This is a genomic window from Bradyrhizobium sp. 44, assembly GCF_023073095.1.
GTDB lineage: Bacteria > Pseudomonadota > Alphaproteobacteria > Rhizobiales > Xanthobacteraceae > Bradyrhizobium.
In genome coordinates this window covers 149,138-173,795 of the sequence record NZ_JADPIY010000008.1, presented here as the reverse complement: position 1 = coordinate 173,795, position 24,658 = coordinate 149,138, and the positions used below count along the sequence as shown (strand labels likewise).

General features: G+C 64.3%; 23 protein-coding genes, 1 tRNA gene and 2 pseudogenes. 12 read left to right on the top strand and 14 right to left on the bottom strand.

Features of this window, described 5'->3' with window-relative positions; translation table 11 throughout:
• The first annotated feature begins 130 nt into the window (after nt 1-130).
• The 3 genes from IVB41_RS02860 (at nt 131) to IVB41_RS02850 (ending at nt 4,449) form a co-directional block, all read left to right on the top strand.
• Nucleotides 131-3,241 (top strand): EAL domain-containing protein, encoded by a 3,111-nt coding sequence (locus tag IVB41_RS02860; RefSeq protein WP_247426477.1) that lies wholly within the window; start codon nt 131-133, stop codon nt 3,239-3,241.
• A 1-nt stretch (nt 3,242) separates the two neighbouring features.
• Entirely contained in the window at nt 3,243-4,298 is a 1,056-nt protein-coding gene (locus tag IVB41_RS02855; RefSeq protein WP_247426474.1) for a diguanylate cyclase, read from the top strand.
• 74 nt (nt 4,299-4,372) lie between these two features.
• Nucleotides 4,373-4,449 (top strand) — tRNA-Arg (locus tag IVB41_RS02850).
• Between the two features lie 51 nt (nt 4,450-4,500).
• On the opposite strand, the gene IVB41_RS02845 is transcribed toward IVB41_RS02850, so the two are convergent.
• On the bottom strand, nt 4,501-4,710 hold the full coding sequence (locus IVB41_RS02845; protein ID WP_007598219.1) for a hypothetical protein: 210 nt from the start codon (nt 4,708-4,710) through the stop codon (nt 4,501-4,503).
• A 122-nt stretch (nt 4,711-4,832) separates the two neighbouring features.
• Here IVB41_RS02845 and dinB point away from each other — a divergent pair, with 122 nt between their 5' ends.
• Nucleotides 4,833-5,936 carry a DNA polymerase IV gene (gene dinB, locus IVB41_RS02840; RefSeq protein WP_027566078.1) on the top strand — a complete coding sequence of 368 codons (1,104 nt, stop codon included), beginning with the start codon at nt 4,833-4,835 and terminating at the stop codon, nt 5,934-5,936.
• A 113-nt stretch (nt 5,937-6,049) separates the two neighbouring features.
• Here the strand turns inward: dinB and IVB41_RS02835 are convergent, their stop codons facing one another.
• Both IVB41_RS02835 and IVB41_RS02830 read right to left on the bottom strand, forming a co-directional pair.
• Nucleotides 6,050-6,343, bottom strand: coding sequence for a hypothetical protein (locus IVB41_RS02835; protein ID WP_007598221.1), 294 nt, complete (start codon nt 6,341-6,343; stop codon nt 6,050-6,052).
• Between the two features lie 242 nt (nt 6,344-6,585).
• Nucleotides 6,586-7,271: pseudogene (locus IVB41_RS02830) on the bottom strand (DNA-3-methyladenine glycosylase I).
• A 219-nt stretch (nt 7,272-7,490) separates the two neighbouring features.
• Between IVB41_RS02830 and IVB41_RS02825 the strand changes: the two are divergent.
• Nucleotides 7,491-8,318 carry a metallophosphoesterase gene (locus IVB41_RS02825; RefSeq protein WP_247426468.1) on the top strand — a complete coding sequence of 276 codons (828 nt, stop codon included), beginning with the start codon at nt 7,491-7,493 and terminating at the stop codon, nt 8,316-8,318.
• On the opposite strand, the gene IVB41_RS02820 is transcribed toward IVB41_RS02825, so the two are convergent.
• From IVB41_RS02820 to IVB41_RS02800, 5 genes are all read right to left on the bottom strand, one after another.
• The gene (locus IVB41_RS02820) at nt 8,257-8,742 is read right to left on the bottom strand and encodes a Crp/Fnr family transcriptional regulator (RefSeq protein WP_027566081.1); all 486 of its coding nucleotides are present in this window, start codon (nt 8,740-8,742) and stop codon (nt 8,257-8,259) included. The genes IVB41_RS02825 and IVB41_RS02820 overlap by 62 nt on opposite strands.
• A gap of 57 nt (nt 8,743-8,799) precedes the next feature.
• Nucleotides 8,800-9,348 (bottom strand): GNAT family N-acetyltransferase, encoded by a 549-nt coding sequence (locus tag IVB41_RS02815; protein ID WP_247426464.1) that lies wholly within the window; start codon nt 9,346-9,348, stop codon nt 8,800-8,802.
• Nucleotides 9,349-9,470: 122 nt separating this feature from the next.
• Nucleotides 9,471-10,214: a di-trans,poly-cis-decaprenylcistransferase gene (locus IVB41_RS02810; RefSeq protein ID WP_027566083.1), complete on the bottom strand. Its 744-nt coding sequence runs from the start codon at nt 10,212-10,214 to the stop codon at nt 9,471-9,473.
• A gap of 30 nt (nt 10,215-10,244) precedes the next feature.
• Nucleotides 10,245-10,619 (bottom strand): transcriptional regulator, encoded by a 375-nt coding sequence (locus IVB41_RS02805; RefSeq protein ID WP_007616058.1) that lies wholly within the window; start codon nt 10,617-10,619, stop codon nt 10,245-10,247.
• Nucleotides 10,606-11,223 carry a hypothetical protein gene (locus tag IVB41_RS02800; RefSeq protein WP_027566084.1) on the bottom strand — a complete coding sequence of 206 codons (618 nt, stop codon included), beginning with the start codon at nt 11,221-11,223 and terminating at the stop codon, nt 10,606-10,608. Before IVB41_RS02800 ends, IVB41_RS02805 begins: the two co-directional genes overlap by 14 nt.
• Nucleotides 11,224-11,425: 202 nt before the next feature.
• Here IVB41_RS02800 and IVB41_RS02795 point away from each other — a divergent pair.
• A pseudogene (locus tag IVB41_RS02795) lies at nt 11,426-12,669 on the top strand (S1C family serine protease).
• Nucleotides 12,670-12,744: 75 nt separating this feature from the next.
• Here IVB41_RS02795 and IVB41_RS02790 read toward each other — a convergent pair.
• Complete coding sequence (locus IVB41_RS02790; protein ID WP_027566086.1) at nt 12,745-13,023, bottom strand: DUF3551 domain-containing protein; 279 nt, start codon at nt 13,021-13,023, stop codon at nt 12,745-12,747.
• 166 nt (nt 13,024-13,189) lie between these two features.
• Nucleotides 13,190-14,164, bottom strand: a complete 975-nt coding sequence (locus IVB41_RS02785; protein ID WP_027566087.1) for a tripartite tricarboxylate transporter substrate binding protein — start codon at nt 14,162-14,164, stop codon at nt 13,190-13,192.
• A gap of 124 nt (nt 14,165-14,288) precedes the next feature.
• Here IVB41_RS02785 and IVB41_RS02780 point away from each other — a divergent pair, with 124 nt between their 5' ends.
• Together IVB41_RS02780 and IVB41_RS02775 are read left to right on the top strand one after the other, a co-directional pair.
• Nucleotides 14,289-14,708, top strand: coding sequence for a VOC family protein (locus IVB41_RS02780; RefSeq protein ID WP_247357469.1), 420 nt, complete (start codon nt 14,289-14,291; stop codon nt 14,706-14,708).
• A gap of 181 nt (nt 14,709-14,889) precedes the next feature.
• A complete protein-coding gene (locus IVB41_RS02775; protein WP_247426460.1) occupies nt 14,890-16,470 on the top strand; it encodes an ATP-dependent acyl-CoA ligase in 1,581 nt (526 codons plus the stop codon).
• Between the two features lie 182 nt (nt 16,471-16,652).
• Here IVB41_RS02775 and IVB41_RS02770 read toward each other — a convergent pair whose 3' ends face one another.
• The 3 genes from IVB41_RS02770 to IVB41_RS02760 form a co-directional block, all read right to left on the bottom strand.
• Entirely contained in the window at nt 16,653-17,747 is a 1,095-nt protein-coding gene (locus IVB41_RS02770) for an HD-GYP domain-containing protein (protein ID WP_027566090.1), read from the bottom strand.
• A 263-nt stretch (nt 17,748-18,010) separates the two neighbouring features.
• Nucleotides 18,011-20,293 (bottom strand): molybdopterin cofactor-binding domain-containing protein, encoded by a 2,283-nt coding sequence (locus IVB41_RS02765; protein WP_247426455.1) that lies wholly within the window; start codon nt 20,291-20,293, stop codon nt 18,011-18,013.
• Complete coding sequence (locus IVB41_RS02760) at nt 20,290-20,781, bottom strand: (2Fe-2S)-binding protein (RefSeq protein ID WP_007616069.1); 492 nt, start codon at nt 20,779-20,781, stop codon at nt 20,290-20,292. Before IVB41_RS02760 ends, IVB41_RS02765 begins: the two co-directional genes overlap by 4 nt.
• Nucleotides 20,782-21,087: 306 nt before the next feature.
• Between IVB41_RS02760 and IVB41_RS02755 the strand changes: the two genes are divergently transcribed.
• From IVB41_RS02755 to IVB41_RS02740, 4 genes are all read left to right on the top strand, one after another.
• The gene (locus IVB41_RS02755; protein WP_247357466.1) at nt 21,088-21,852 is read left to right on the top strand and encodes an alpha/beta fold hydrolase; all 765 of its coding nucleotides are present in this window, start codon (nt 21,088-21,090) and stop codon (nt 21,850-21,852) included.
• Between the two features lie 23 nt (nt 21,853-21,875).
• Entirely contained in the window at nt 21,876-22,211 is a 336-nt protein-coding gene (locus IVB41_RS02750) for a hypothetical protein (RefSeq protein ID WP_247285157.1), read from the top strand.
• A 159-nt stretch (nt 22,212-22,370) separates the two neighbouring features.
• The gene (locus IVB41_RS02745; RefSeq protein WP_247426451.1) at nt 22,371-23,045 is read left to right on the top strand and encodes a dienelactone hydrolase family protein; all 675 of its coding nucleotides are present in this window, start codon (nt 22,371-22,373) and stop codon (nt 23,043-23,045) included.
• A gap of 140 nt (nt 23,046-23,185) precedes the next feature.
• Entirely contained in the window at nt 23,186-23,668 is a 483-nt protein-coding gene (locus tag IVB41_RS02740) for a hypothetical protein (protein ID WP_247428976.1), read from the top strand.
• A 24-nt stretch (nt 23,669-23,692) separates the two neighbouring features.
• Here the strand turns inward: IVB41_RS02740 and IVB41_RS02735 are convergent, their stop codons facing one another.
• A complete protein-coding gene (locus IVB41_RS02735) occupies nt 23,693-24,436 on the bottom strand; it encodes a polysaccharide biosynthesis/export family protein (RefSeq protein WP_027566096.1) in 744 nt (247 codons plus the stop codon).
• Between the last annotated feature and the right edge of the window lie 222 nt (nt 24,437-24,658).

Sequence of the window (24,658 nt, the reverse complement as noted above, 5' to 3'; positions counted from 1 at the left end):
ATTCATGATGCAGCGCGGCAGCTCGCTGGACGCGACTGCGATCACGCAACGAGATTAACGCTCAGGTAACTGGCTTTCCTAAGCTTTACGCCATTTGTGTGGTGTATCCCTGTCCCTTCAGGGAGGGGGAATGCGCCAGGTCTTTGCAAGGATTGCAGCCGGAATGTTCCTAGCCGCGAAGCACGGCTGGGAGGCAGCGATTCGGCGCGGACCGGTGCTGTGGCTCACTTTGTGCGGCGTGTTGCTGGTCGCGGGGATCTTCGCGGTGACCGCCATGGCCGTCGGCGAATTTCGCGAACGTACCCTGACCAACCGCGAACGCGAGCTGGAAAATACGGTACAGCTGATCGCGCGGCACTTCGATCAGCAATTCGAAGATTCCGACGTCGTCGCCGCCGACGTGATCGGGCAGATGAATTTGCCGGAGATCAGTTCGGCCGCGATGTTCCGCGAGCGCATGTCCGGACCCGCGACGAACCAGATGTTGCGGAGCAAGATCAGCTCCGTGTCCTATCTCGGCGACATCGCGATCTACGATGCCGACGGCGAACTGATCAACTGGTCGCGGGCCCAACCGCTGCCCAAGATCAACATCTCCTCGCGCGCCTACTTTCAGACGTTCAAATCGAATCCGATGGCCGAACCGGTGGCGCTGGAATCGGTCCGCAGCTTCATCATCGGAAAATGGACCACGATCGTCGCGCGTCGGCTGAGCGGCGCGGACGGCAGCTTCCTCGGCACGATGGTCCGCCGGATCGATCCGGACAGCTACCAGAACTATTTCGCGTCCGTTGCGCTTGCTGAGGGCACGGCGATCTCGCTGTTCGACCGCAATGGCAAGATGCTGTCGCGCTACCCGCATGTCGAAGAGCTGATCGGCAGGGACTTCAAGGACGCGCCGCTGATGCGCAAGATGCTGGCCGAAGGTGGCCGGCACACCCTGCGCGTCAAGGGCCCAATCGACGGCGACGAGCGCCTCGGCTCCGGGGCCTCGCTGTCGCATTTCCCGCTGGTCATCGTCGCGACCAACACCACGAAAGCCGCGCTGGCCGACTGGCGGCAGCAGACCGGTTTCATGGTCACCACCGCCGCGCTTTCAGCCACCGTGATTGCGCTGATCCTGTTCCTGATCGTTCGCCAGATCAACCGGCAGAACCGCGAGGCGCAGCAGCGACTGGAAGCGGAGCGAGGGCGGCTCGACACCGCCTTGAACAACATGTCGCAAGGGCTGATCCTGTACGATGCCGCTGGCTACATCGTCACCTGCAACCGCCGCTACGCCGACATGTTCGGCCTCTCTCACGACGTCATCAAGCCCGGCTGTCACATCCGTGAGGCGATGTATCACCGCAAGGAGCGCGGCGCGTTCGACGGCGATGTCGAGGCATTTTGCGCCGAGGTCATGAGGGTCGTCGCGGAGGGCACGGTCTCCACCAGAAGCCATCACTTGCCGAGCGGCCGCGCTTTCCAGGTCATCAATACCCCGCTCGCGCAGGGCGGATGGGTGGCCACGATCGAAGACATCACCGAACGCCGCAAGCTGGAGCAGGAACGCGATCGCAACTACATGTTCCTGCGCGAGATCATCGACCACATCCCGTCGCAGATCACGGTGAAGGATGCTCAAACGCGGCGATATCTGCTGGTCAACCGGACCGCCGAAGAGCAATTCGGTCAATTGAGTGAAGACATCGTCGGCAAGACTCCCTTCGACATCTATCCGGATGCCTCCGCCAGGATCGTCACCGACGACGACAGCAAGGCGCTGAAGGCGGGCGGGGGATTGTTCAAGGACGAACATGCCTGGCAGAGCCAGGCCAAGGGGATGCGCTACATCACCTCGACCCGGATCGGAATCCGCGATGAATCCGGCGAGCCGCGTTACCTGATCAATGTCGTCGAGGATGTCACCGAACGGCGGCGTGCCGACGAGAAGATCGCGCATATGGCGCATTACGATGCGCTCACCGACCTGCCGAACCGGGCGCTGTTCCGCGAGCAGATCGAGCGCGAACTTGAGAAGGTCGGCGGCGGCAATCAGTTCGCGCTACTCTATATCGACGTCGACGAGTTCAAGGGCATCAACGATTCGCTCGGTCATCACGTCGGCGACGAGCTTTTGAAGGGAATCGCGGCCCGCATCCGCGGCTGCCTCGGGCCGGGCGACCTGATCGCGCGGCTCGGCGGCGACGAATTCGCGGTGATCCAGACCGGGATCGAGTCATCCGCCGACGTGGTGTCATTCGTGATGCGGATCTTCGAGGCGATCCGCCGGCCCTATCATTGCTTCGGTCATCAGCTCTCGACCGACGCCAGCATCGGCATCGCGATGGCGCCGCAGGACGGCACCGATCTCGACCAGCTCATCAAGAATGCCGATCTCGCGATGTACGGCGCCAAGGCCGAGGGCCGCCGCACCCACCGCTTCTTCGAGCCGGAGATGGACGCGAGCGCCAAGGCGCGCCTGAGCCTGGAGCAGGATTTGCGCCAGGCCCTGGTGAACGGCGGCTTCGAGATCCACTATCAGCCGTTGGTCGACCTGCGCACCAACGAGGTCACGGGCTGCGAGGCGCTGCTGCGGTGGCGGCATCCCCAGCGCGGCATGGTATCGCCGGCCGAATTCATCCCGATCGCCGAGGACACCGGCCTGATCAACGAACTCGGCGACTGGGTGCTGCGCATGGCCTGCAACGAGGCGGCGACCTGGCCAGCGCATGTGCGCGTCGCGGTCAACGTCTCGCCGGTGCAGCTCAAATGCGAGACGCTGGCGCTGCGGATCGCCGGCGCGCTCGCGGATTCCGGACTTGCCCCGTGCCGGCTCGAGCTCGAGATTACCGAGGCCGTGCTGATCCGCGACGACGAGGCGGCGCTCTCGATCCTGCACCAGCTCCGCGCCATCGGCGTGCGCATCGCGCTCGACGATTTCGGCACCGGCTACTCCTCGCTCAGCTATCTGAAGCGCTTCCCGTTCGACAAGATCAAGATCGACCGCTGCTTCGTCGCTGATATCGCCGAGGCGAGCGGCGCGCCCGTGATCGTGCAGGCGGTGGTGAACATCGCCGCCGCCAGCAACATGACCACGGTCGCGGAGGGCGTCGAGACCGAGGCGCAGCGCGAGATGCTGCGCGCGCTCGGCTGCACGGAGATGCAGGGCTATCTTTTCAGCAGACCGAAGCCGGCCAGCGAAGTGCGACAGCTGTTCGGTCCGAGCCATGCTTTGCCGGTGGCGGCGGTGGCCTGACATGGCGAAGCCGGGGAAAACGTCAGCCAAGACAGTCGACGTTGCGGATTCCTATGCCGTGCGGCTGATGCAGCATCTGGTGGTGCCGACCTTCGTGATCGACCCCAGGCGCCGCGTGGTGATCTGGAACAGAGCCTGCGAGCGGCTGACCGGCGTTGCCGCCTCCGAGGTGATCGGTACCAATAAGCACTGGCAGGCTTTCTACGAGACCAAGCGCCCTTGCCTCGCCGACCTTGTCGCGCTCGACCGCCCTGAACAGCTGCCGGAGTTCTATTCGGAGTATGGCGCGCGCGGCCATAACGGGCTCGGCTTCAGTGCCGAGAACTGGTGCGTGATGCCGAAGCTCGGCAGCCAGCTCTATCTCGCCATCGACGCCGGCCCGATCCACGACGAAGCCGGCCATCTGATTGCGGTGGTGGAGACGCTGCGCGACCTCACCGACCAGAAGCGCGCCGAGATGGCCCTGAAGGAGCTTGCCACCAAGGACGGGCTGACCGGCCTGTCGAACCGTCGCGCGTTCGACCAGATGCTGATGAGCGAATGGGCCCGCGCCCAGCGGACGCAGAAGCCGATGGCGCTGCTGTTCGTCGACGTCGATCATTTCAAGCTGTTCAACGACCGCCACGGCCATCAGAGCGGCGACGAATGCCTGCGCGCGGTCGCGTCCGTCGTCAGCCGGCATGCCGTGCGCCCGCTCGATCTCGCCAGCCGCTATGGCGGCGAGGAATTCGCGCTGATCCTGCCGGACATGGATTGCGATGCCGCCTGCGTCATCGCCGACGAGATCCGCTGCGCCGTGATGGCTTTGCGGATCACCCATGGCGCCGTCGGGGCCGGTGACCGCGTCACCCTCAGTGTCGGCGTCGCCAGCCACATTCCCGACGAAACCGACGACAGCCCCGACCGGCTGCTGGGCGCGGCCGACCAGGCGCTCTATGCGGCCAAACGGCTCGGCCGCAACCGCATCATGTGTGCCGAACGGCTGCTCGCCGAGTTCGCCAAGCTCGGGCGGGACGGCGTACCGGTTCCTGGCAGCGCGGGCCGTAAATCAGCCTAGCCCAAATCAGCCTGGCAGGAGACGGTGGAAGCGGTTGCCCGCCCCCCGCCAATCGGCTAAATGAACCTCGACTAGCACCCGTAGCTCAGCTGGATAGAGCGTTGCCCTCCGAAGGCAAAGGTCACACGTTCGAATCGTGTCGGGTGCGCCAGTCTCTTCCGATGCAGGCCGGAATCATCGCCTGCTCAGCGCGCGCCCACGCTCAATTCAGCATCGAGATGATCGCCTGGACCTGGTCGGAAGCCGACGTGACCAGGCCATCGTACGACGTCTGGCCGTGTGCGGCCGCCTTCAGGATGCATTCGGCTACAGCCGCCTTCAGGCCGAAGACCGACTGATCGGGCGGCACGCTGGCCATCACGGCCTCCAGCGCCTGACGCATCGTTCGAATGAGTTCGGAGCTGTATTGCATGGGCTGTCCTCCGCGACCTCATATTAGATCGCATGCCCATGCTTGCCACTCACAAGCCTGAGATTGCTCGGTGAATCACACATCACCTCGCGCTTCTAATCCCTCAATTGTATCATCTTTCCATGAGCGAATCCGACACGGTGGCCGGCGAGGCCTCGCCCGTCCGCAAGATCATCCATATCGACATGGATGCCTTCTACGCGTCCGTGGAACAGCGCGACAATCCGGACCTGCGCGGCAAGCCCGTCGCGGTCGGAGGCTCCGCGGAACGTGGCGTCGTCGCGGCCGCCAGCTATGAGGCCCGCGAGTTCGGCGTTCGCTCCGCCATGCCATCGGTGACGGCGAAGCGGCAATGTCCCGATCTGGTCTTCGTCAAACCGCGCTTCGAGGTCTACAAGGCAATCTCTAGGCAGATCCGCGACATCTTCGCGGAGCATACGCCCACCATCGAGCCGTTGTCGCTCGACGAGGCCTATCTCGACGTGACCGAAAACCTGCAAGGCATCCCGCTGGCGCGCGACATTGCACTCAAGATCCGCGAGAAGATCAAGGCCGAGACGGGCCTCAACGCTTCGGCCGGCATCTCCTACAACAAGTTTCTGGCCAAGCTCGCCTCCGATCATCGCAAGCCCAACGGTCAGTTCGTGATCTCACCGGAGACGGGACCGGCCTTCGTCGAGACGCTGCCCGTCGGAAAATTCCATGGGATAGGCCCGGCCACGGGCGCGAAGATGAACGCGCTCGGCATATTCACCGGTCTCGATATTCGTCGTCAGACGCTGGAGTTCATGAATGCCAATTTCGGCAAGTCGGGCGCCTATTACTACTGGATCTCGCGCGGTGTCGACGAACGGCCGGTCCGGGCCAACCGGGTCCGCAAGTCCATCGGCGCGGAGACGACGTTCTCAAGCGACCTCACCGAATTCGACGCGCTGGTCCTCGAGCTCAAGCCGCTGGTCGACAAGGTGTGGCGCCATTGCGAGGCGACGGGCAGCCGTGGCCGCACCGTAACCTTGAAGATCAAGTTTGCCGACTTCGAGATCATCACGCGCAGCAGGTCCGCTCTTTCGCCGATTGCAGGCCGGGACGATGTTGAGCGGCTGGCTTGCGGCCTGCTCGAAGTCGAGATGCCGCTGCTCAAGAGCGTCAGGCTGCTGGGGGTCTCGCTGTCGTCCCTCCAGGCCGGGAACGATGCGGAGCCGCCGCAGCTGACTCTCGGCATCTGAACCAAACTGACAGGCTTTCGGCGGACGCAGACAGCCACGTAGAGCGCGCTCGCCACGCGAATCTACGGTGGCTGGTTTAGACTCGCCGCCGAAGGTCGATCCGCTGGGCCCGATCAATGCCTCACGTGTTCGAACACCACGATCACGCCGGTCGGCTCGGGCTCGTGCGCCATCAGGCGTGTCAGCTCGGAATCGCCCCAATCGGCGAGGCTGACGACTTCGCCGCTCTGACGCTCGGTGCCGGGGGGCGCCGTAGGCTCGACGACCTTCAGCCCGGTCTCATCGACGAAGAAAGTGTGCTCGCCGAACATGCTGTTGAGCTGCGGCATGGCGGGATGCTCGTCGGGCAGCACCTGAGCGCCGAGCTGGTTGACGGTCTGCTTCACCTGTTCGGATGTGAGCTTCATGAGCTGCTCCGTTTTTTGTCACGTCGGTTTCATTGAGCTAAGCCAAAGCGAACGTTCCCTGCGCCTATGTTCGCCTGGCCCAATCTCCCGAACAGGTGCTGCGCACAAATGTTCCGGAGAAATGCATTTCGTGATCGCGTGTCGCGTCTGCCGCGCTTGTGGCACCAGATCGCCACAGGATGCACATGATTCGACATTCCAAGAGCTGAATTCCAAGAGCTGAATTCCAAGAGCCGAATTCGCTACTCGCTCCTGTTCTCGCCAACCGACAGCGCGCAGATGCGTGACAGATATGTGTAGGACAGTCCGGTCTCCTCGGCCCAGGCGTTGAACTGCGCCTGCACTTTTGCCAGATCTCCCTTCGACTTGACCTCTTCGGCGATGTCGAGACCGGCATCGCGCAGACAGGCCACAACGTCCCTGGACGTCACAAAGCCGTCCCAGCCGACGAACCGCAGCAGCATCTGGCCGGTATTGCCACCCAACCGGCTGCCGCGCTTGCTCAGGAGATCGAGCAGGCCGATCTGGTCCGACGGCGGCCACTTCGTCAGAAACCTGCCGAAGCTGCCGTGCTCTTTTGCGATCTCCTGGACGAAGGCCGCGTTGTCGCGCACCGACATGATCTTGGCACCGTTGCGCACGATGCGCGCGTCGCGCATCAGGCCCTCCCAATAATCCTCGGGCTGGAAGGTGAGCTTGGCCGGCTGGAAACGCAGGAAGGCGTCTTCGAACCCCTCCCATTTCGTCTCGATCACGCTCCAGGCAAAGCCGGCACAAAACACACGCTTCGTCATCTCCGCGAGGATACGGTCGTCGCCGCGTTTGGCGAGGCCCTTCAGGTCGGGCTTTCCGGGCATCAGCTTTTCGAGCGCCTTGGGCCCGCCTTTGCGTTTTCGGCGCGCGCACGAATGGTCTTGAAGGAGGTCATGGGAAGACGAGCTGTTGGGGACAGGAGTTGTTGAGGATACGCCACGACATCAGAATTCGATGATCCGGTCCAGCCCGGCGACGCTTCGATACTTGCACCCGCGGATGCGCCGCAGCATACTGCCCGCATTGAATTGGCGAGAGATGCGGCTGGTCTGCTTCTTGCGTTCAGATATTTTGCAATCCCTGAGCATTTTGACGTCTCACCCCTGGATTTCCGATGCGCTGCCTGGTCGTGGCCGACCTGCACTATTCGCTGCCTCAGCTCGACTGGCTCGTCAGCGCCGCTCCGCAATTCGACCTCGTGATCTTCGCCGGCGATGCGCTCGACATCGGCTCGATGGTGGATTTTCGCGCGCAGATCGTGGTGGTGAAGAAGTACCTCGCCCTGCTCGCCGCGAAGACCCGCGTGATCCTCTGCTCCGGCAATCACGACCTCGACGAGCGCAATGCGGAAGGCGAAAAGATCTCGCGCTGGATCTCGGACGTGCGCGAGTTGGGGATTGCCTGCGACGGTGACAGCCTCACCGTCGGCGACACGCTGTTCACGGTGTGCCCATGGTGGGATGGGCCGCTGGTCAAGCAACGCCTCGTCGCGCAGCTCGCCGCCGCCGCCGCCGGCCGGCCGCAGCGCTGGATCTGGATCCATCACGCGCCGCCGGCGAATTCACCGACGAGCTGGGGCGGCAAGCGTTTCTTCGGCGACGTCGAGCTGGTGCAATGGATCATGCAGTACCAGCCCTCGATGGTGATCTCGGGCCATGTGCATCAATCGCCGTTCATTACCGATGGCTCGTGGTTCGACCGGCTCGGCCAGACCTGGGTCTTCAACACCGGTTTGCAACCCGGCCGCCCGCCGACATACATCGTGCTGGACCTCGATGCCGACAGGGCGTTCTGGCTTGCGGCCGGCGAGGCGCAATGGATCGATCTTGGCGCGCCGCTGCAGCGGCCCGGCGCTCCGATCGAGGCGCCGCCCGACTGGCTCACATTCTTGGATCGGATTGCCGATCCGAGCCTGGCGAGACCTCGAGCGGCGGCAGGTTGATCATGCTCTGGAGCACCTCGCCGACCATGGCCAGATGCGTGCCATGGCCGGCATATTGCTGCTTGAGATCGGCGAGATAGGTGTTGGCAACATTGAGCCGCTGCGCCAGCATCTTGGCGATCAGAAGTGCCACGCCCGCCTCCTGCCTGAGGAACGAGGCGGCGTCCTCGAATTCGTAGACGACGGAATCGGAGCAGGCCCGTACGGTCGCAGTGTGCGGCTGCCCCAGCAGCACAGACATTTCACCCAGCACCGCACCGGGCTCGGTTACCGTGGCGACCACCATCTCGCCCTTGAGCACTTCGAGCTTGCCCTGCATCAGCACATAGAGATGACCGGTAGTGCCGCCTTCGGCGACGATCAGCGTGCCGGCCGCAACCTGCCGCTCCGTCCCACCGGTGCAATAATCCAGAACAGCGCGCATCCGACCAAAGCTCCGTCGCAGGGAGATACTAGGGCACGATCGGCGTCGCGCGCTTGCTCAAATTTGTGGCAAGCCGCGCACCCGCGATAGACGCTTGGCGAGATGGACCGACTGCCAGTCTCCGAGACCGGTGTCCTCGAACCCCGCTTTCTTAGCAAGGCCGCGCATCTCGGCGTTCACGCGCGCGGTCTCGGCTGCAATCATCTCGTGACCGAGATCGCTCGCGCGCCTCTCCATCGCCGTCATCATCTGGAGGCCGACGCCCTGGCGCTGAAAGCCATCGGCAACAGAGATGGCGAAATCACCATGCCGCGCAGCCGCATCGTAGGCGTATCTGGTTTCGCCGATGATCGTGCCTTGCCCCTCCTGCCTGATCTCGGCGAGCAGGGTGAAATGACCGGGATGGCTGGTCCTGGCGACGCACTCGGCCGCGACCACGGCAATGTCCGCCCGCGCGCCCATGAAGCGCTTGTTGCGCGATGTCGCGGAGAGGCTCGTGAAATAGATCGAGAGGCTCTCGACGTCGGACGCGCTGGCGGGCCTGATACGGACCGTGGCGTGGGCTTCGGCTGACTCGACAATGGCATCCAGCAATGACTGTGACATCCGCGAGGCTTTCGGCAGGTTGCATCGAATGCAGACCTAGCCGAGACCGCGCGCTTAACGCTTGGACGGTGCTGCCAATCTTGCGGCCGAAAACGAACAGTTTCGTTCCTCGGTGCCGTGCGTCACACGCGCGAGAGTGAAGGCACCTCCTCGGGCACGATCGCCTGGAGGCCGCCAAAGCGGCGCTCGCGGCCGTGGAAGGAGACCAGGGCCGCGGCGAGATCGCCCGCGTCGAATTCGGGCCACATCCGCTCGGTGAAGTGCAACTCGGCGTAGGCGCCTTCCCAGAGCAGGAAGTCCGACAGCCGCTTCTCACCCGAGGTGCGGATGATGAGGTCGACGTCGCGCAAACCAGCTTCCCCGGTGACGAGCTGCGAGAACGCCTCGCGGGTGAGACTCGTCAGCGCCGCTGCCTTTGCCGCCGCGTTGAGGATGGCGTCGCGCGCGGAATAGTCGACCGCAATGCGCAGATGAAGCGTGCTGCCGTGCGCGGTGGCGTCTTCCGCTCGCGCAATCGCATTGGCAATGCCGTCGGGCAGACGGTCGCGGCGGCCGATCACGGTGAGGCGCACGCCGTTCTTGACCAGGCTCTGCACCTCGTTGGCGAGGTAAAACCGCAGAAGCGTCATCAGCGCCGCGACCTCGGCCTTCGGCCTTCGCCAATTGTCGGTCGAGAAGGCGTAGAGCGTCAGCGTGCCGATGCCCTGCTTGGGCGCGGCTTCGACGATGCGGCGGATCGTCTCGACGCCGGCCTCATGGCCGCGCATGCGCGACAGGCCGCGCCGCGTTGCCCATCTGCCGTTGCCGTCCATGATGATGCCGACGTGAAGCTTTTCGTTGCGCGAGGACACAAGTTCACTTTGCATTGCAAAGTCTCCGGTCAAAAAAGGGGAGGATCAGGTCGAGACGATACCGAGGCGGCCGAGCGGCGCCGCCTCGCGGCCGGCGGCCTTGGCGGCGTCGCGCACCAGGCGTTCGAGCACGGCGAGATAGTCGAGGAAGCGGCGGCGGCCGGCCTTGGTCAGGCGGCAGGTCGTGTGCGGGCGATTGCCCTCGTAGCCCTTGGTCACCTCGACGAGGCCGGCTTCCTGGAGCACGGCGAGATGCCGGCTGAGATTGCCGTCGGTGAGGCCGCAGAGTTGCTTGAGATCGGCGAACGCCAGACCCTTCGGATGCGCCATCAGCGAGGTCAGAAGTCCGAGCCTCGCCTTCTCGTGGATCACGCGGTCCAGTCCTTCATAAGAGAAGGGTGCGCTGTCAATCTTCGACATCATGGTCTCCGGATGCGAAATACAGAATGCCCGCCATCACCGACTGCCCGATCACGAAGGGCAGACCCATGGTCCAGGGCGACAGCGTGTGGGTTTGGCTCGCGAGCACCACCACCGCAAAGCCGGACATGAAATACCAGGCGCCGGCGAGCGCCACGGTGCGCGGCAGCGAGCGGACGGAGGCGAAAATGCCGAGCGACACCAGGATCTGCCACAGACCGGGCAGCAACCACAGCGTTTCGCCCGCGAACTTCCACATCACTACCGCAAGGAGAACACCGGCAACGCCTGCGGGCAGGAACTGCTCGACGGCCTGGTGGATCATCGCATCGGCGAGGCCCGAATGATGGCGGCGCGAACGTGCGCGCATCTCGATACCGATCGTCAGGCCGGAGAGCGCGGCGGCAATGAACCAGCCGAAGAAGAAACCGAGCGGCTCGCCGGTGGGATCATCGAGCAACCAGAATTGCAGGATTGCGGTGAGAAGCGCGACCGCACCGGTCGCCGCCATCGTCGCCGGGCCGTAACCGCGGAACGCCGTGCCGGCCGCAATCTGGCTGCGGATCGCCACGATGTCAGCCAGCGCCTTGTCGAGATCGCGCATTGGCAACGCCAAAACCTCGTTCCGCCCATGCTTGCCGGGACTATCGATCCCGCTACTTTGTATCGCAAAGTATATCGGACTGCAAAGTAAAGGCAAGTCCCGAACGTCGCCTCTTGACGCCGGACCTCGCCGAACAACTGTCGGTTGCGCGACACCTGCTCCCACAGATAAGATGCGCGCGAATGCGCTCCGGGGGGAAAGTATGTGGCTTAAGTCATTCATCGTTGCGTCATTATTGCAGCTGAGCGTTGGCAGCGTAGCGCAAGCGGCCGGGCCATTCGGCAGCGTCAAAATCGGCAACTGGGTTGGCGGCGCGTTCAGCAATGACGAAACGGGAGCCTTCTCGCATTGTGCCGCGACGGCGCCTTATGCCAACGGCGTCGTTCTCGTCGTCGGCCAGAATACTGGGGGCTCGTGGATATTGAGCTTTGCGAGTCCCAGCTACCACTTCAAGCGGGCGAGAACGCCGCGATCGACGTCATCTTTGACGGACAGGAGCAGGCCAGACTGTTCGCCACGGCCAACCAGACGAACATGCTCAGCTCCGTCATGCCTGCCAACGTGGTACGAGCGTTTCAGAAGGCAAGCCTGATGGTCGCGACGAGCGGCCGCACCGTGCTGAATTTCGACCTGACCTCGGCTGGGCCCGTGATTGCGGCATTGGCCAATTGCGTCACCAAGGTGAAGGCCGACGGCCTGAACAAGGCCGGAGACTTTACGAAGGTCGCGGCAAAGCCGCAGGCCGCGCCGGACAAGCAGGCATCACCGCCGGCCAGCAAGTCCGCCAAAGCCAAAAGCGGTACGGGCTTTGTCGTGAGTGCCAGCGGACATGTCGTCACCAATAATCATGTGATCAATGGCTGCGTCGGCGACATCAGGGGCAATCTCACGGGTGAAGCCGGGATGGTTTTGCGCGTGGTGTCGAGCGACGCCAACAACGATCTCGCGTTGCTGCAGGCGCCGTCGACGACCACGTTCAAGGAGTTCGCCCGGATCCGCGACCGCTCGATTCGCTCCGGCGATTCCGTCGTCGCGATCGGCTTTCCTTTCCATGGATTGCTGACTTCGGATTTCACCGTGACGACTGGCATCGTCAGCTCGCTCAGCGGCATGCGCAACGATTCGCGTTTCCTGCAAATCAGTGCGCCGGTGCAGCCCGGCAATAGCGGCGGCCCGCTGTTCGACACCACCGGGCAGATCGTCGGCGTCGTTACGGGAAAGCTGGACGGATTACGGGTCGCCGCTGCGACCGGCAACATCCCCGAGAACATCAACTTCGCGATCAAGACCGGCGCGCTGCGCGACTTCCTCGACAACTCCGTGGTGCCCTACCAGACTGCCGAACCGAAGGGCGAGATCAAGACCACCGACATCGCCGGCAATGCGCGGCCGTATACGATGCTGATCTCGTGCAATGGCACGGAGCAGGCTGAGGCGAAGCGGTAGCGGCAACGCGCACGGCGTCTGCGCGGCCGCGGATGGCGCGAACGCGATCCGGGCTGCCAGTCAAACGCGAGTTCCTCAATACGGCGCGACGGGACGCGTGCGCCGCGGCTGCCGCGGTTGCGGCACGGACGATTGGCCGTAGGCGACGAGCGGATTGGGCCCGCAGGCCATGAGCCGGCCGGACACACTGGCCTGACATTGTCCATAGGTGCTGTAGGTACAATCGCCGGGATACTCGTAGCCGCCGCCCTGGGCACACCAGGGATAGTCGTGCGCCGCGGCGGGAGTGACGGCGGAGAAGCCGGCAAGGAGTGTCGCGCCGAGGCCCAGCAGAGCCAATTGCGTCTTGCGCATGATCCCAACTCCTATCCTCACAGCGCGAGATACGCGCCATATAACATCAGGTTTCGCCACGCCGTTTTATTCCAGATCGACGGGCGCTGACACGCAAGAAACCTTGATGCGCAAGAAAAAAGCCCTGCCGAACGGGCAGGGCTCCATCACGGACATCACGAGATCGCTACTCGACCTTCAGGCCTGCGAACTCGACGACCTTCTTCCATTTCTCGGTCTCGGCCTTGATCTCCTCGCCGAACGCCTCGGGCGTCTGCGCCCGCGGCTCGCCGCCGAGCTCGACCAGGCGCTTGGCCATGTCCGGCTCCTTTATCAGCGTGTTGATCTCGCTGTTGAGCTTGGCGATGATCTCCTTGGGCGTGTTCTTCGGCGCACCCATGCCGAACAGCGCGCTCGCCTCGTAGCCCTTCACCGTCTCGCCGATCGCCGGCACGTCGGGCAGCTGCGGCGAGCGCTCCGCCGTGGTGACGCCGATGGCGCGGAGCGAGCCGGACCGGATGTGCTGGATGATCGAGGGCATGTTGTCGAAGATCACCTGCACCTGGCCGCCGAGCATGTCGGTGATCGCGGGCGCGGCGCCGCGATAGGGCACGTGCTGCATCTTGCAGCCCGTCAGCGCCATGAACATCTCGCCGGACAGATGCACCGAGGTGCCGTTGCCCGAGGAGGCCATGTTGACCTTGCCGGGATTGGCCTTCACGTATTCGATGAACTCGGCGACGGTCTTGGCCGGCACGTCCTTGTTGACGGTCATCACGTTCGGTACACGCTGGAACGAGGCGACCGGCGCGATGTCGCGCACGAAGTTGAACTTCAGGTTGGTGTAGAGCGAGGCGTTGATGTAGTTGGCCGGATTGACCAGTTGCAGCGTGTAGCCGTCGGGTTCGGCGTTGACGACCGATTCGGTGGCGATATTGTTGCCGGCACCCGGCTTGTTCTCGATCACGAATTGCTGGCCGAACTTCTCCGACAGTCGCTGACCGATCAGCCGCGCAAGGATGTCGGTGGCTCCGCCCGGCGGATAACCGACCACCCATTTCACCGGATGGGTCGGGTAATCGGCGGCAAGGGCCTTCGACAGCGGGCTGGCTGCAAGCGGACTGGCGGCGAGCAGGCTCAGCGCGGTACGGCGAGTGATCATCTCAAGGGTTCTCCCAACGTGTTGTTCTTGAGCCAGATAGCTTGAAAATGGCGTCGGCGCGGTTGTAACAAAGCTTGCCGCAGGCGGAAAGTGCACGGGGCGCATCACGACGAAAGGATAAGGCATGGCGGTCAAGGTCGAAGCCCTCGATCATCTCGTGATCAACGTCGCGGACGTCGCAGTGACCGCCGCGTGGTACGGCAAGATTCTCGGCATGGAAGTCAAGGTGTTCGACCCCGGCGGCGGCAAAGCGCCGCGGACTTCGTTGCAATTCGGTAACCAGAAGATCAACGTCCGGCCGCGCGATGCCAACAAGGTGGAGTGGTTCACCGCGGACCACCAGACCGCCGGCAGCGAGGATCTGTGCTTCCTCACCTCCGCGAGTCCCGACGAGGTGGTGGCGCATTTGAAGGCACATGGCGTCGCGATCGAAGAGGGCCCGGTTCCCAAGCAGGGCGCCCGCGGCACCCTGCGCTCGGTCTATTGCAGGGATCCGGATGGCAGCCTGATCGAGATTTCGTCGTATGAGGACGGAGGCCGGTAAGGCCAAGCCGCCTGCCCCACGCATCGTCATTGCGAGGAGCCCTTGCGACGAAGCAATCCAGACTGCCTCCGGGGAGGGATTCTGGATTGCTTCGCTCCACTCGCAATGACGGCGGAGAGAGCAGGAAGACGCAATATCAAAACGCAGCCGCCAGCAAGATGCAGGCTGCACGGGAGGACATATGCCGAATTCGCAAGCCGCCGCCGGAATCGTGGGCCCGTTCGACGGGCTCGACGTGCCCTGGCTGCTGAAGATGCGGGCTGAGGTGCGCAGCTCACATCCGTTCCTGATCTGGGCGCCGTTCGACGCGCCTGCGCGGCGCTGGAGCTATGGCGAGTTTCACGAGCGGGTCGGCGCGCTCGCGGCGGGACTGGCCAAGCGCGGCGTCAAGCCGGGCGAATATGTGCTCATTCATCTCGACAATTGCATCGAGGCGCTGCTGGCCTGGTTTGCCTGTGTCGAACTCGGCGCCATCGCGGTGACCACCAACACGCGCTCGGCACCGGCCGAGCTCGACTATTTTGCCGATCATTGCGGCGCGGTTGCCGCGATCACGCAGCCGGCCTATGCCGAGATCGTCGCGCAGAATTGCCGCAACATTCGATGGATGGCGGTGACCTCGCACGATTCGGGCGCGGCGCCCGCGAACCCGGTCTCACGCGGCGACAGCTTTGAGGAGCTGTTCGCCGACAGCGCCGACCGTCCCAGGCGCGCGATCGATCCGCGCGCGCCGTGCAGCGTGCAATACACCTCGGGCACGACATCGCGCCCCAAGGCGGTGCTGTGGACCCACGCCAACGCGCTGTGGGGCGCCAAGATCAACGCCGCGCACGAAGACCTGCACGCAAGCGACGTGCATCAGGCCTATCTGCCGCTGTTCCACACCAACGCGCTGGCCTATTCGATGCTGGCGACGCTATGGGTCGGTGCCACCTGCGTGATCCAGCCGCGCTTTTCCGCCAGCCGGTTCTGGCGCGCCGCGCGCGAGCACGGCTCGACCTGGACCTCGACGATCCCGTTCTGCATGAAGGCGCTGCTCGAGCAGGACATCCCGCGCGATCACAAATTCCGTCTGTGGGGCACCGCGATCAACGAGCCGCCGGCCTTCGCCGCCTTCGGCGTCAAGATCATCGGCTGGTGGGGCATGACCGAGACCATCACCCACGGCATCGTCGGCGAGATCGACCAGCCCAACATCCCGATGTCGATCGGCCGCGCCGCACCGGAATATGAAATCCGCATCACCGACGACGACGGGCGGCCGACCGAAATCGGCGGCACCGGAAATCTCTCGATCAAGGGCATTGTCGGCCTGTCGCTGTTCGCCGAATATCTGCACAACGAGAAGGCGACGCGCGAGAGCTTCGACGAGCACGGCTTCTTTCTCACCGGTGACCGCGTGGTGCGACTGGAGAACGGCTACATTCGCTTCGCAGACCGCAGCAAGGACATGCTCAAGGTCGGCGGCGAGAACGTCGCCGCGTCCGAGATCGAGCAGGTGGTCGCGCTCGTCCCCGGCGTGCGCGAGGCCGCCGTGGTGGCGAAGACGCATCCGATGCTGGACGAGGTGCCGGTCGTCTTCATCATCCCGCAGGGTGGCGTCGCCGGTGCGCGGCCTGATCTGCACGAGGCCGTGATGGCCGCCTGCCGCGCCGGCCTCGCCGACTTCAAGGTGCCGCGTGAGATCCGCTTCGTCGACGACATGCCGCGCTCGACGCTGGAGAAGGTCGCGAAGGCGGAGCTGAGGAAGATGGTGGGATGAGGGCACATCGTCGTCCCGGCGAAGGCCGGGACCCATACCGCGTGATCTAACAAGGACGGGCAGTGCCTGTACCAAACGACGAGTCGTCGCCAAACCACTCCCTGTGGTTATGGGTCCCGGCCTTCGCCGGGACGACACCGAGCGTGTAGTGCTAGCGCCGCAAGATTCGCAGCAACGGATCGTCAGAACGACCCCAGCGCCACCGGGCGGAAGGCCTGCAACAGCTGCTGGTCCAGCTTGCCGCCCATGCCTTCCATCATCGTAAACGCGCGCGAGTGGGTGAAGGGCATGCGATAGGCGCGCTTCTCCACGAGTGCCGCGTAGATGTCGACGATCGTCGTGACCCGCACGATATCGCTGATCTGGTTCGACGAGAGATTGTTGGGATAGCCGGAGCCATCGAGGAATTCGTGATGATGCAGCACGACGTCCAGCATCTCCGGCGGGAAGCCGCCTTGGGCTGCGAGCGCGTCATAGCCGCGGCGCGGATGCTGGCGGACTTCGGCCATTTCCTCGTCGGTGAGCTTGCCGGGCTTGTCGAGCAGCGCGGAGGGAACGAACGCCTTGCCGACGTCGTGCAGCAGTGCGGCACGGGTCAGCCGGCGCTGGTCGTCCTCGCGCATGCCGAGGTGCTGGGCGAAGGAGACCGCAAATCCGGTCACGAACAGGCAGTGGCGGTAGCTGCCGACATGGTGGCAGCCCACCGTGGTGAGCCACTCGCGCAGCGAGGAGTGCTTGATCGCCTTCAGGATCTTGCTCTCGGCGGCGATGACGTCGTCGAAGGTCAGGGGCACGCCAAGCGGCAGCTTCTCGAACATCTTCTTCAGCACCGCATGCGCGGCCTCGACGCCGCGATTGAGCGTCTTGCCGCGATCGGTCGCGTCGTAGACGGCGGTGTCGGGGAACGCCGCACGGATGCGCTGCAGGATGTCCTCGGGCTGAAGCGGCCGCGAGATGGTGTCGGTGGCGCCCAAGGCCCAGGCCTGCATGGTGCCGTGATGCAGGGCGTCGGCAAGCACGAACAGACGAGGCATCGCGCGATAGGCATCGCCGCGCAGCTTGTTGCGCACCCGCTGCACGCTTTCGGGCGAGCGCAGATTGATGTCGACCACGAGGCCGGAGAGATCGCGCGAGGGCTGCTCGGGGATCTCCTGCGTCGTCACTGTCGCGACGTCGCCAACCGCCTTGAGGATGCTGGCGAGTTCGGTGCTCTCGTCGCTCCGGTCGGAGGCGAGCAGAAGCCGGCGTTTGGCGGCGGGTTTGGCTGAGGCGTTCATGGCTTCCCCAAGAGCACGGGCGTGTTTCGGGCCAAAGCCTAAGCCGGATCAGGTTCTCCGGCCCTTAAGAGGCGTGCTCAATGGAACCTTGCGGAATCAGGGACAATTTTACGGAGTTCGCCTCTCCGAGCGGTTCCAATCAAAACCTCGAAAACAACCCCATGCACAGTAGAGATGTGCTTGCAAACACAGAGCTTTTTTAACGACAAATCCGCCGGGGGCTGCTCCCGGCGGATCATGTCAGGTCACAATCGCAACCAGCCTTACGCCTTCATCGCGCTCTTCACGGCTTCGGCGGTGATCGGCAGGGCCCGGACGCGGGCGCCCGAGGCGTTGAAGATGGCGTTGCCAATTGCGGGGGCAATCACCGTCACCGCGGGTTCGCCGACACCGGTGGCCTTTTCGCCATTGGCGATCACGGCGATCGCGACCTCCGGCACCTGGCTCATGCGCAAGGGCGTGTAGCTGTCGAAATTGGTCTGTTCGATGCCACCATCCTTGAGCGTCGCCTTCTCATACATCGCCAGCGACAAGCCCCACAGCGCCGCGCCCTCGACCTGGGCACGGATGTTGTCGGGATGCACCTGCGTGCCGACGTCGGTGGCGACCGTGAGCTTCTTCACGGTCACCTCGCCCGACGGCGCGACGGCGACATGGGCAACGCAGGCCGTCCAGCTTGCGGTCGCGCGTTCCTGCGACGAGACGCAGGCTACGCCCATGCCCTCACCCTTCGGCAGCTTCCTGCTGCCGTAGCCGGCAAGACCCATCGCGGCGAGCAGCGTGTTGCGCAGCCGCTGCGCGCCGCCGTCGTTCTTGCCGGCGCCATCGAGCAGCGAGATGCGGAACTGCGCGGGGTCCTTGCCCGCCGCCGCCGCGATCTCGTCGATCATGCTCTCGACCGCCCAGAAGGTCCAACCCGGCGCGACCGAGCGGAGCTGGCCGGACGGCGTCGCGTTGTGCGCCATCTCGTTCTTGATCGCGCGCACATGATGGTTGGGCACGGTGTAGAAGAAGTCGGCCCCGTTCACCGTGAAGGAGTCGAGCGGACCCTTCTTGTCCACCGACGGCGTCAGGAAATCAGGGATTCCCCAGCGCGCGGTCGGCCAGGCCGAAACCACGTCGTGGCTGAGCGCGACGAGCTTGCCGTCGCCGTCCACGCCCGCCTTTACTTTTTGATAGGTGAGCGGACGCGAGAAATCCATCGTCATGTCGTTCTCGCGCGTGTAGATCACCTTCACCGGCTTGCCGACGGCCTTCGCCGCCTGCACCGCCGGAATCATCATATCGGCATCGAGCCTGCGGCCAAAGCCGCCGCCGAGCCACATCTGGTGCATGACCACGAACTTCGGATCGATCCCGGCCGCTCCCGCCGCGATCGCACCGGAGCGCGTCGCGAACTGGTTGCCGGAATAGATGTGCAGGATCTCACCCTTGAACTCCGCCGTGGCGTTCATTGGCTCCATCGGCGCATGGATATTGATGCTGGTGGTGTACTCCGCCTCCAGCACCTTGGCCGCCGTGCCGAACGCCGCCGCGGGATCGCCGTCCTTGACGAAGAACTGGCCGGAATCCCCCTGCTTCTGAAGCCGCATGGCCTCGTCGAGCAGCGACTGGCTCGACACTTTCGCGTTCGGACCGCCGTCATAGGCGATCTTGAGCGCCTGCGCCGCCTTCTTGGCATTGGCATAGGTGCTGGCGACCGCGACGACCCAGCCCGAGGTCGTTCCGGTCTTGTCGTCGAGGGTGACGGCCTTGATGAAGCCCGGCACTTTCTTGGCGGCGCTATCGTCGACCGACTTGACCGTGGCGCCGAAGCGCACCGGCGGCGTCACCACCGCGCCATAGGCCATGCCCGGAATCATCACGTCGATGCCGTATTTGGCCGTGCCATTGGTCTTGGCGGGGATGTCGAGTTGCGGCACCGACACGCCGATCATGGTGTATTGTTCCGGCGTCTTCAGCTTGATTGCCTTGAGCTCGTCCGGTGTGAAGGTTTTTGTCGCCTTGCCGCTCTTGACGACATCGGCGAACGACATCGCCTTCTTCGACTTCGGATGCGAGATCATGGAATCGCGCACCACCAGTTCCGACGCAGGCACGCCCATCGCGGCGGCCGCGCCTTCCGTCAACGCCATCCGTCCGGCGGCGCCGGCGCGGCTCATGGCCTCGAAGTTCATCATGGTCGACCAGCTGCCGCCGGTGATCTGCGCGCCGAGCACGGGATCGTTGAACTTCGGATCATTGGAGGCGAGCTGAACCCGCATGTCGCTCCATTTGGCGCCCAGCTCTTCGGCCACGATCTGCGCCATGGTGGAGGCGATGTGCTGGCCCATGTCGGCCTTGCCGCAGGTGACGGTGACGAGACCATCGGGCGCGATCGCGTACCAGACACTAGGCTCGAAGTTCTGGGGCGCCGCGAGCGCCTCACCGATGCCGGGCACGCCGGCATAACCGAGCACGAGGCCGGTTGCCGCGGTGCCGACCAGGAAGGAGCGGCGGCTGAGATCTGTCGTTTCGGCTGTGACGCTCTTGATGTGCTTATTCATGTGGGCCTCCGCTCGTTGCCGGAGGCGGATGCGGTGCGCATCTCGGTTGCGGCGCGCATGATTGCCTTCTGGATCCGCGAATAGGTCATGCAACGGCAGAGATTGCCGTCCATATGCGCCACGACCTCTTCCTTGGTCGGGTTGGGATTTTTGGCGAGCAGCGACGCCGCCTGCATGATCTGCCCGGACTGGCAGTAGCCGCATTGCGGCACCTGCTCGGCGATCCATGCCTTCTGCAAGGGATGGTCGCCCTTGGCGGCGAGGCCTTCGATGGTGGTGATCTTCTTGCCGGCGACATCGCCGACCATGGTCTGGCACGACCGCACGGCTTCGCCGTTGACGTGCACGGTGCAGGCGCCGCAAAGCCCGGCACCGCAGCCGAACTTGGTGCCGGTCATCTGCAATTGCTCGCGGATCGCCCAAAGGAGCGGCGTGTCGTTCGCCGCATCCACGGACAGACTCCGCCCGTTGATGGTGAGAGTTGGCATAGGCGTCTTCCCCTGCCGGTGCATGAAGCCGCTTACGGCGGCAACTTGTCTTGGCGGACGCCCACCGGGCCGGCGCCAGCCTTGACCGCAAGAATGATCGCGTTCAGGCGCGGAGGCAAATGCAATTTGGAATCGATCGAACAAACGCGGCGCGCGCATCTTGTGCGTTGCGAGAACAGCGATGATGCAGCGACTGGACGCAACAGAGTGCACGCCAAACATGCAGGCCATCGCGTTCAGGCGGTTTCCCCCGAGTAACCTGGCGCGTTAGGATGGGTGAAGAAACGAGATAGCAAGAGGCATGCAATGGCTGGGATCGATCGGGACGGCGTCAAAATCTACTACGAGGTTCATGGCGAAGGCCCGCCGCTGCTGCTGACCCACGGCTACTCATCGACCTCGGCGATGTGGCATGGGCAGGTCGATGCGCTCGCGAAGGACCACAAGCTGATCCTGTGGGACATGCGCGGTCACGGCCAGTCCGACTATCCCGACGATCCCGCCGCCTACAGCGAAGCGCTCACGGTCGGCGACATCGCGGCGATTCTCGATGTGGTCGGCACTGAGCGCGCCATCATCGGCGGGCTGTCGCTCGGCGGCTACATGTCGCTTGCCTTCGCTCGCGCGCATCCAAAGCGCGTCCGCGCGCTGCTGATCATCGACACCGGCCCGGGCTTCAAGAAGGACGATGCACGCGAGGCCTGGAATGCGCGGGCGCTCGCCACCGCCGACAAGTTCGACCGCGAAGGGCTCGACGTGCTGAAGGCGGCGACGCGCGAGCGCGCCACCGCGCGCCATCGCAATGCCACGGGATTGGCGCTCGCCGCACGCGGCATGCTGACCCAGCGCGATGCGAAGGTGATCGAGCTGCTGCCGGAGATCAAGGTGCCCAGCCTGATCGTGGTCGGTGCCGACGACACGCCGTTCCTCGCCGCGTCGGACTACATGGCCGCGAAAATTCCCGGCGCGCAAAAGGTCGTGATTCCCGCCGCCGGACACGCCGTCAACATCGACCAGCCGCAGGCTTTTGTTGACGCGGTGCTGCCTTTCCTGAAGAACTTGCCGGAATAGACGATCGGACGGGAACACAGGCAATGAAGCGAGCGATGTTGGCTGCGGGCGCGGTGTTGCTGTCGGTATCCGCGCAAGCCGAGCAGTTCGGCGGGACACCACCCCGCCTGCCCTTCGTCGCGACCTTGTCGAACAACACGCCGCTCGCCTTCGGCATGGATGCCGGGCAGACCGCGCGGGCGCTCGGGCAACCGCTGCAATATGTGCGCGGGCGTCCCGGCAACGAGATCTATCTCGCGCTTCGCAACATCGGCGGCAGCGGACTGATCCCCTACCGTCACCGCCTGTTCCTGCAGTTCCGTCATGGCCGGTTGGCGGGATGGAAGGAGGATTACGGCGAAAACTGGATGTGGGAGTAGGTGGTTCTCCTCATGGTCAGGAGGCGCGAAGCGCCGTCTCGATCCATGCAGGCCCGCCTCTCGCAGCTCGGCCTTTCATCCTTCGAGACGCGCGCAAGAGCGCGCTCCTCAGGATGAGGAGAAAGAGTGAATTCGTGACAACCACCAAGGACAACCCGCGTGGGACAAGACACCAAGCTGACGGCCTCCGACAATTTCCTGCTCAGTGCCTATCGCGCCGACCCCGCGGGCACGGCGAAGGGCGCGGTGGTGGTGATCCAGGAAATTTTCGGGGTCAACCATCACATCCGCTCGGTCTGCGATCGCCTCGCCGGGGAAGGCTATGTCGCGATCGCCCCGTCGATCTTCGACCGGACCTCGCCGGGCTTCCAGTCCGGCTACACGCCCGATGAGATCGCGGAGGCGCGCAAGTTCGTCGCCAGTCCGGATTGGGACGCGATGCTGCGCGACACCCAGGCGGCGATCGATGCGGTGAAGAGCGTCGGCCCGGTCGGCATCATCGGCTTTTGCCTGGGCGGCAGCGTCGCCTTCGTCGCGGCGACACGGCTGTCGGGCCTGAAGGCCGCGATCGGCTATTACGGCGGCGCCGTCGTGCGCTTTGCCGACGAGGCACCCAAAGTGCCGACGCAGCTGCATTTTGGCGAGAAGGATGCCGGCATTCCCCTGACCGACGTCGAGACCATCAAGACGAAGCGGCCGGACGTCGAGGTCTTCGTCTATCCGGGCGCGCAGCACGGCTTTCACTGCGACGAGCGGGCGAGTTACGACAAGGCCAGCGCCGACATCGCCTGGCCGCGCAGCATGGAATTTTTCGCCAAGCATTTGAAATCGTAGCGCGCGCGGCTCTCTGTCATTCCGGGATGCGCCGACGGGCGCACGCCCGGAATGATGAAGAGAGCAGGAATCGGGTGGCTGCATCCTGCCGCACGGCGATAGAGCTGGCTGATCAAGCCAACCCACGCCGGGAGATCGTGATGCAGCAAGCCAATACGAACGTCGTCATCCGCAATCCGTTCGGCACCATGGACGTGCCCGCGCCTGATGATCGCGACGTCATGGATTATGCCGCAATCGCCACGCTTGCCGGCGATGCCGCCGACGTCAACGCGGCGGCGTGGGCAAAAATCGCGGCACAGTCAGACCCGCTCGACGGCATCTGGGCCAGCCGCTGGAATGGCGGCGCAGATCCGACCATTGCCGGCGATACGCCGCAAGCCTGGAAAGAAGGACGCGCTGAGGTGCGGGTCACAGGCGAGCGCATCTTCCTGCGCTTCGACTGGGACCATGGCCGCCGGCACGGGCTGATCGATGCGGCGCGCGACGGCGGGGATCGCCTGGTCGGGAAATATATCAACCTAACCAATCCGGTGATTACACGGCCATGGGTTGGGCTGGTGGTCGACGCCACCAGGATCGACGGATGTTTTCCGAACGGGCGGCTGGATTTCAGGCGGTGAGCTAGAGCTTCGCTCGAAAGCGCTCTAGAACCAGCGCTCGCCGACGAACACGGTGTCGCCGGGGCTCAAGGGCGTGCCGAGCGGCACCACGGCGCGCATGGCGCCGCCGGCTTCAGTGTGTGTGACGGTGACCACGTCGCGCTTGGCGCGGGGCGAGAAGCCGCCGGCAATTGCGACGGCGCTTTCGACCGTCATGTTCGGCACATACGGATACTGGCCGGGCGCGGAGACTTCGCCGAGAATGAAGAACGGGCGATAGGCCTCGATCTCGACGGCGACCGAAGGTTCGCGGATGTAGCCGTTGCGCAGCCGCGCGGCGATCTCGCCGGCAAGGCCCGCCGGGGTACGGCCGCGCGCCGGCACGCCGCCGATCAGCGGCATCGTGATGGAGCCGCCGGCGTCGATCGCGTAGCTGTTGGTGAGACCTTCCTGGCCATAGACCACGACGCGCAGCCTGTCGCCGGCGTCGAGATGGTAGGAGGAATCGTACCGGACCGGCGCCGCCATCGGTGCGGCATAACCAACCGGCATGGGCGCAGGCGAGGCAAAGGAATTGCTGAGTGCTGCAATGGCACCGCCGCCACTGCCGACGACGACCGGCTGCGGCGCGTTGTACGGCTGGCCATAGGCCATCGAATCGAGATCGGCGCGCGGCTGCACATAGGCGACGGGACCAGCGGTTTGCATGCAGCCGCCAAGGGTCAGCGCGGCGGACGCTGCCAGGGACGCTGCCGAGATCGACAATCGAAACGCGCGTGCAACCGGCACCGGACTTATCCCTCGAAACGAGACAGATCCAGTGATGCACCGGTTATGGTTAATAAAGCGTTGAGGGCCGGGTGGCGCGACGATGCGGCTACGGGCGCAGTGCGCTCCCTCTCCCGCTTGCGGGAGAGGGTTGGGGAGAGGGTGTATCCACGACGGGACAATCCCCCAGAGGATAGAACCCTCACCCGGCGCGCGGGACGATGCTTCGCATCGCCCGGGACG

Bases quoted from the DNA above. Each gene is read 5' to 3' on its own strand.
- IVB41_RS02860 (WP_247426477.1), top strand. From the start codon at position 131: ATGCGCCAGGTCTTTGCAAGGATTGCAGCCGGAATGTTCCTAGCCGCG.
- IVB41_RS02855 (WP_247426474.1), top strand. From the start codon at position 3,243: ATGGCGAAGCCGGGGAAAACGTCAGCCAAGACAGTCGACGTTGCGGAT.
- IVB41_RS02845 (WP_007598219.1), bottom strand. From the start codon at position 4,710: ATGCAATACAGCTCCGAACTCATTCGAACGATGCGTCAGGCGCTGGAG.
- dinB (WP_027566078.1), top strand. From the start codon at position 4,833: ATGAGCGAATCCGACACGGTGGCCGGCGAGGCCTCGCCCGTCCGCAAG.
- IVB41_RS02835 (WP_007598221.1), bottom strand. From the start codon at position 6,343: ATGAAGCTCACATCCGAACAGGTGAAGCAGACCGTCAACCAGCTCGGC.
- IVB41_RS02825 (WP_247426468.1), top strand. From the start codon at position 7,491: ATGCGCTGCCTGGTCGTGGCCGACCTGCACTATTCGCTGCCTCAGCTC.
- IVB41_RS02820 (WP_027566081.1), bottom strand. From the start codon at position 8,742: ATGCGCGCTGTTCTGGATTATTGCACCGGTGGGACGGAGCGGCAGGTT.
- IVB41_RS02815 (WP_247426464.1), bottom strand. From the start codon at position 9,348: ATGTCACAGTCATTGCTGGATGCCATTGTCGAGTCAGCCGAAGCCCAC.
- IVB41_RS02810 (WP_027566083.1), bottom strand. From the start codon at position 10,214: ATGCAAAGTGAACTTGTGTCCTCGCGCAACGAAAAGCTTCACGTCGGC.
- IVB41_RS02805 (WP_007616058.1), bottom strand. From the start codon at position 10,619: ATGTCGAAGATTGACAGCGCACCCTTCTCTTATGAAGGACTGGACCGC.
- IVB41_RS02800 (WP_027566084.1), bottom strand. From the start codon at position 11,223: ATGCGCGATCTCGACAAGGCGCTGGCTGACATCGTGGCGATCCGCAGC.
- IVB41_RS02790 (WP_027566086.1), bottom strand. From the start codon at position 13,023: ATGCGCAAGACGCAATTGGCTCTGCTGGGCCTCGGCGCGACACTCCTT.
- IVB41_RS02785 (WP_027566087.1), bottom strand. From the start codon at position 14,164: ATGATCACTCGCCGTACCGCGCTGAGCCTGCTCGCCGCCAGTCCGCTT.
- IVB41_RS02780 (WP_247357469.1), top strand. From the start codon at position 14,289: ATGGCGGTCAAGGTCGAAGCCCTCGATCATCTCGTGATCAACGTCGCG.
- IVB41_RS02775 (WP_247426460.1), top strand. From the start codon at position 14,890: ATGCCGAATTCGCAAGCCGCCGCCGGAATCGTGGGCCCGTTCGACGGG.
- IVB41_RS02770 (WP_027566090.1), bottom strand. From the start codon at position 17,747: ATGAACGCCTCAGCCAAACCCGCCGCCAAACGCCGGCTTCTGCTCGCC.
- IVB41_RS02765 (WP_247426455.1), bottom strand. From the start codon at position 20,293: ATGAATAAGCACATCAAGAGCGTCACAGCCGAAACGACAGATCTCAGC.
- IVB41_RS02760 (WP_007616069.1), bottom strand. From the start codon at position 20,781: ATGCCAACTCTCACCATCAACGGGCGGAGTCTGTCCGTGGATGCGGCG.
- IVB41_RS02755 (WP_247357466.1), top strand. From the start codon at position 21,088: ATGGCTGGGATCGATCGGGACGGCGTCAAAATCTACTACGAGGTTCAT.
- IVB41_RS02750 (WP_247285157.1), top strand. From the start codon at position 21,876: ATGAAGCGAGCGATGTTGGCTGCGGGCGCGGTGTTGCTGTCGGTATCC.
- IVB41_RS02740 (WP_247428976.1), top strand. From the start codon at position 23,186: ATGCAGCAAGCCAATACGAACGTCGTCATCCGCAATCCGTTCGGCACC.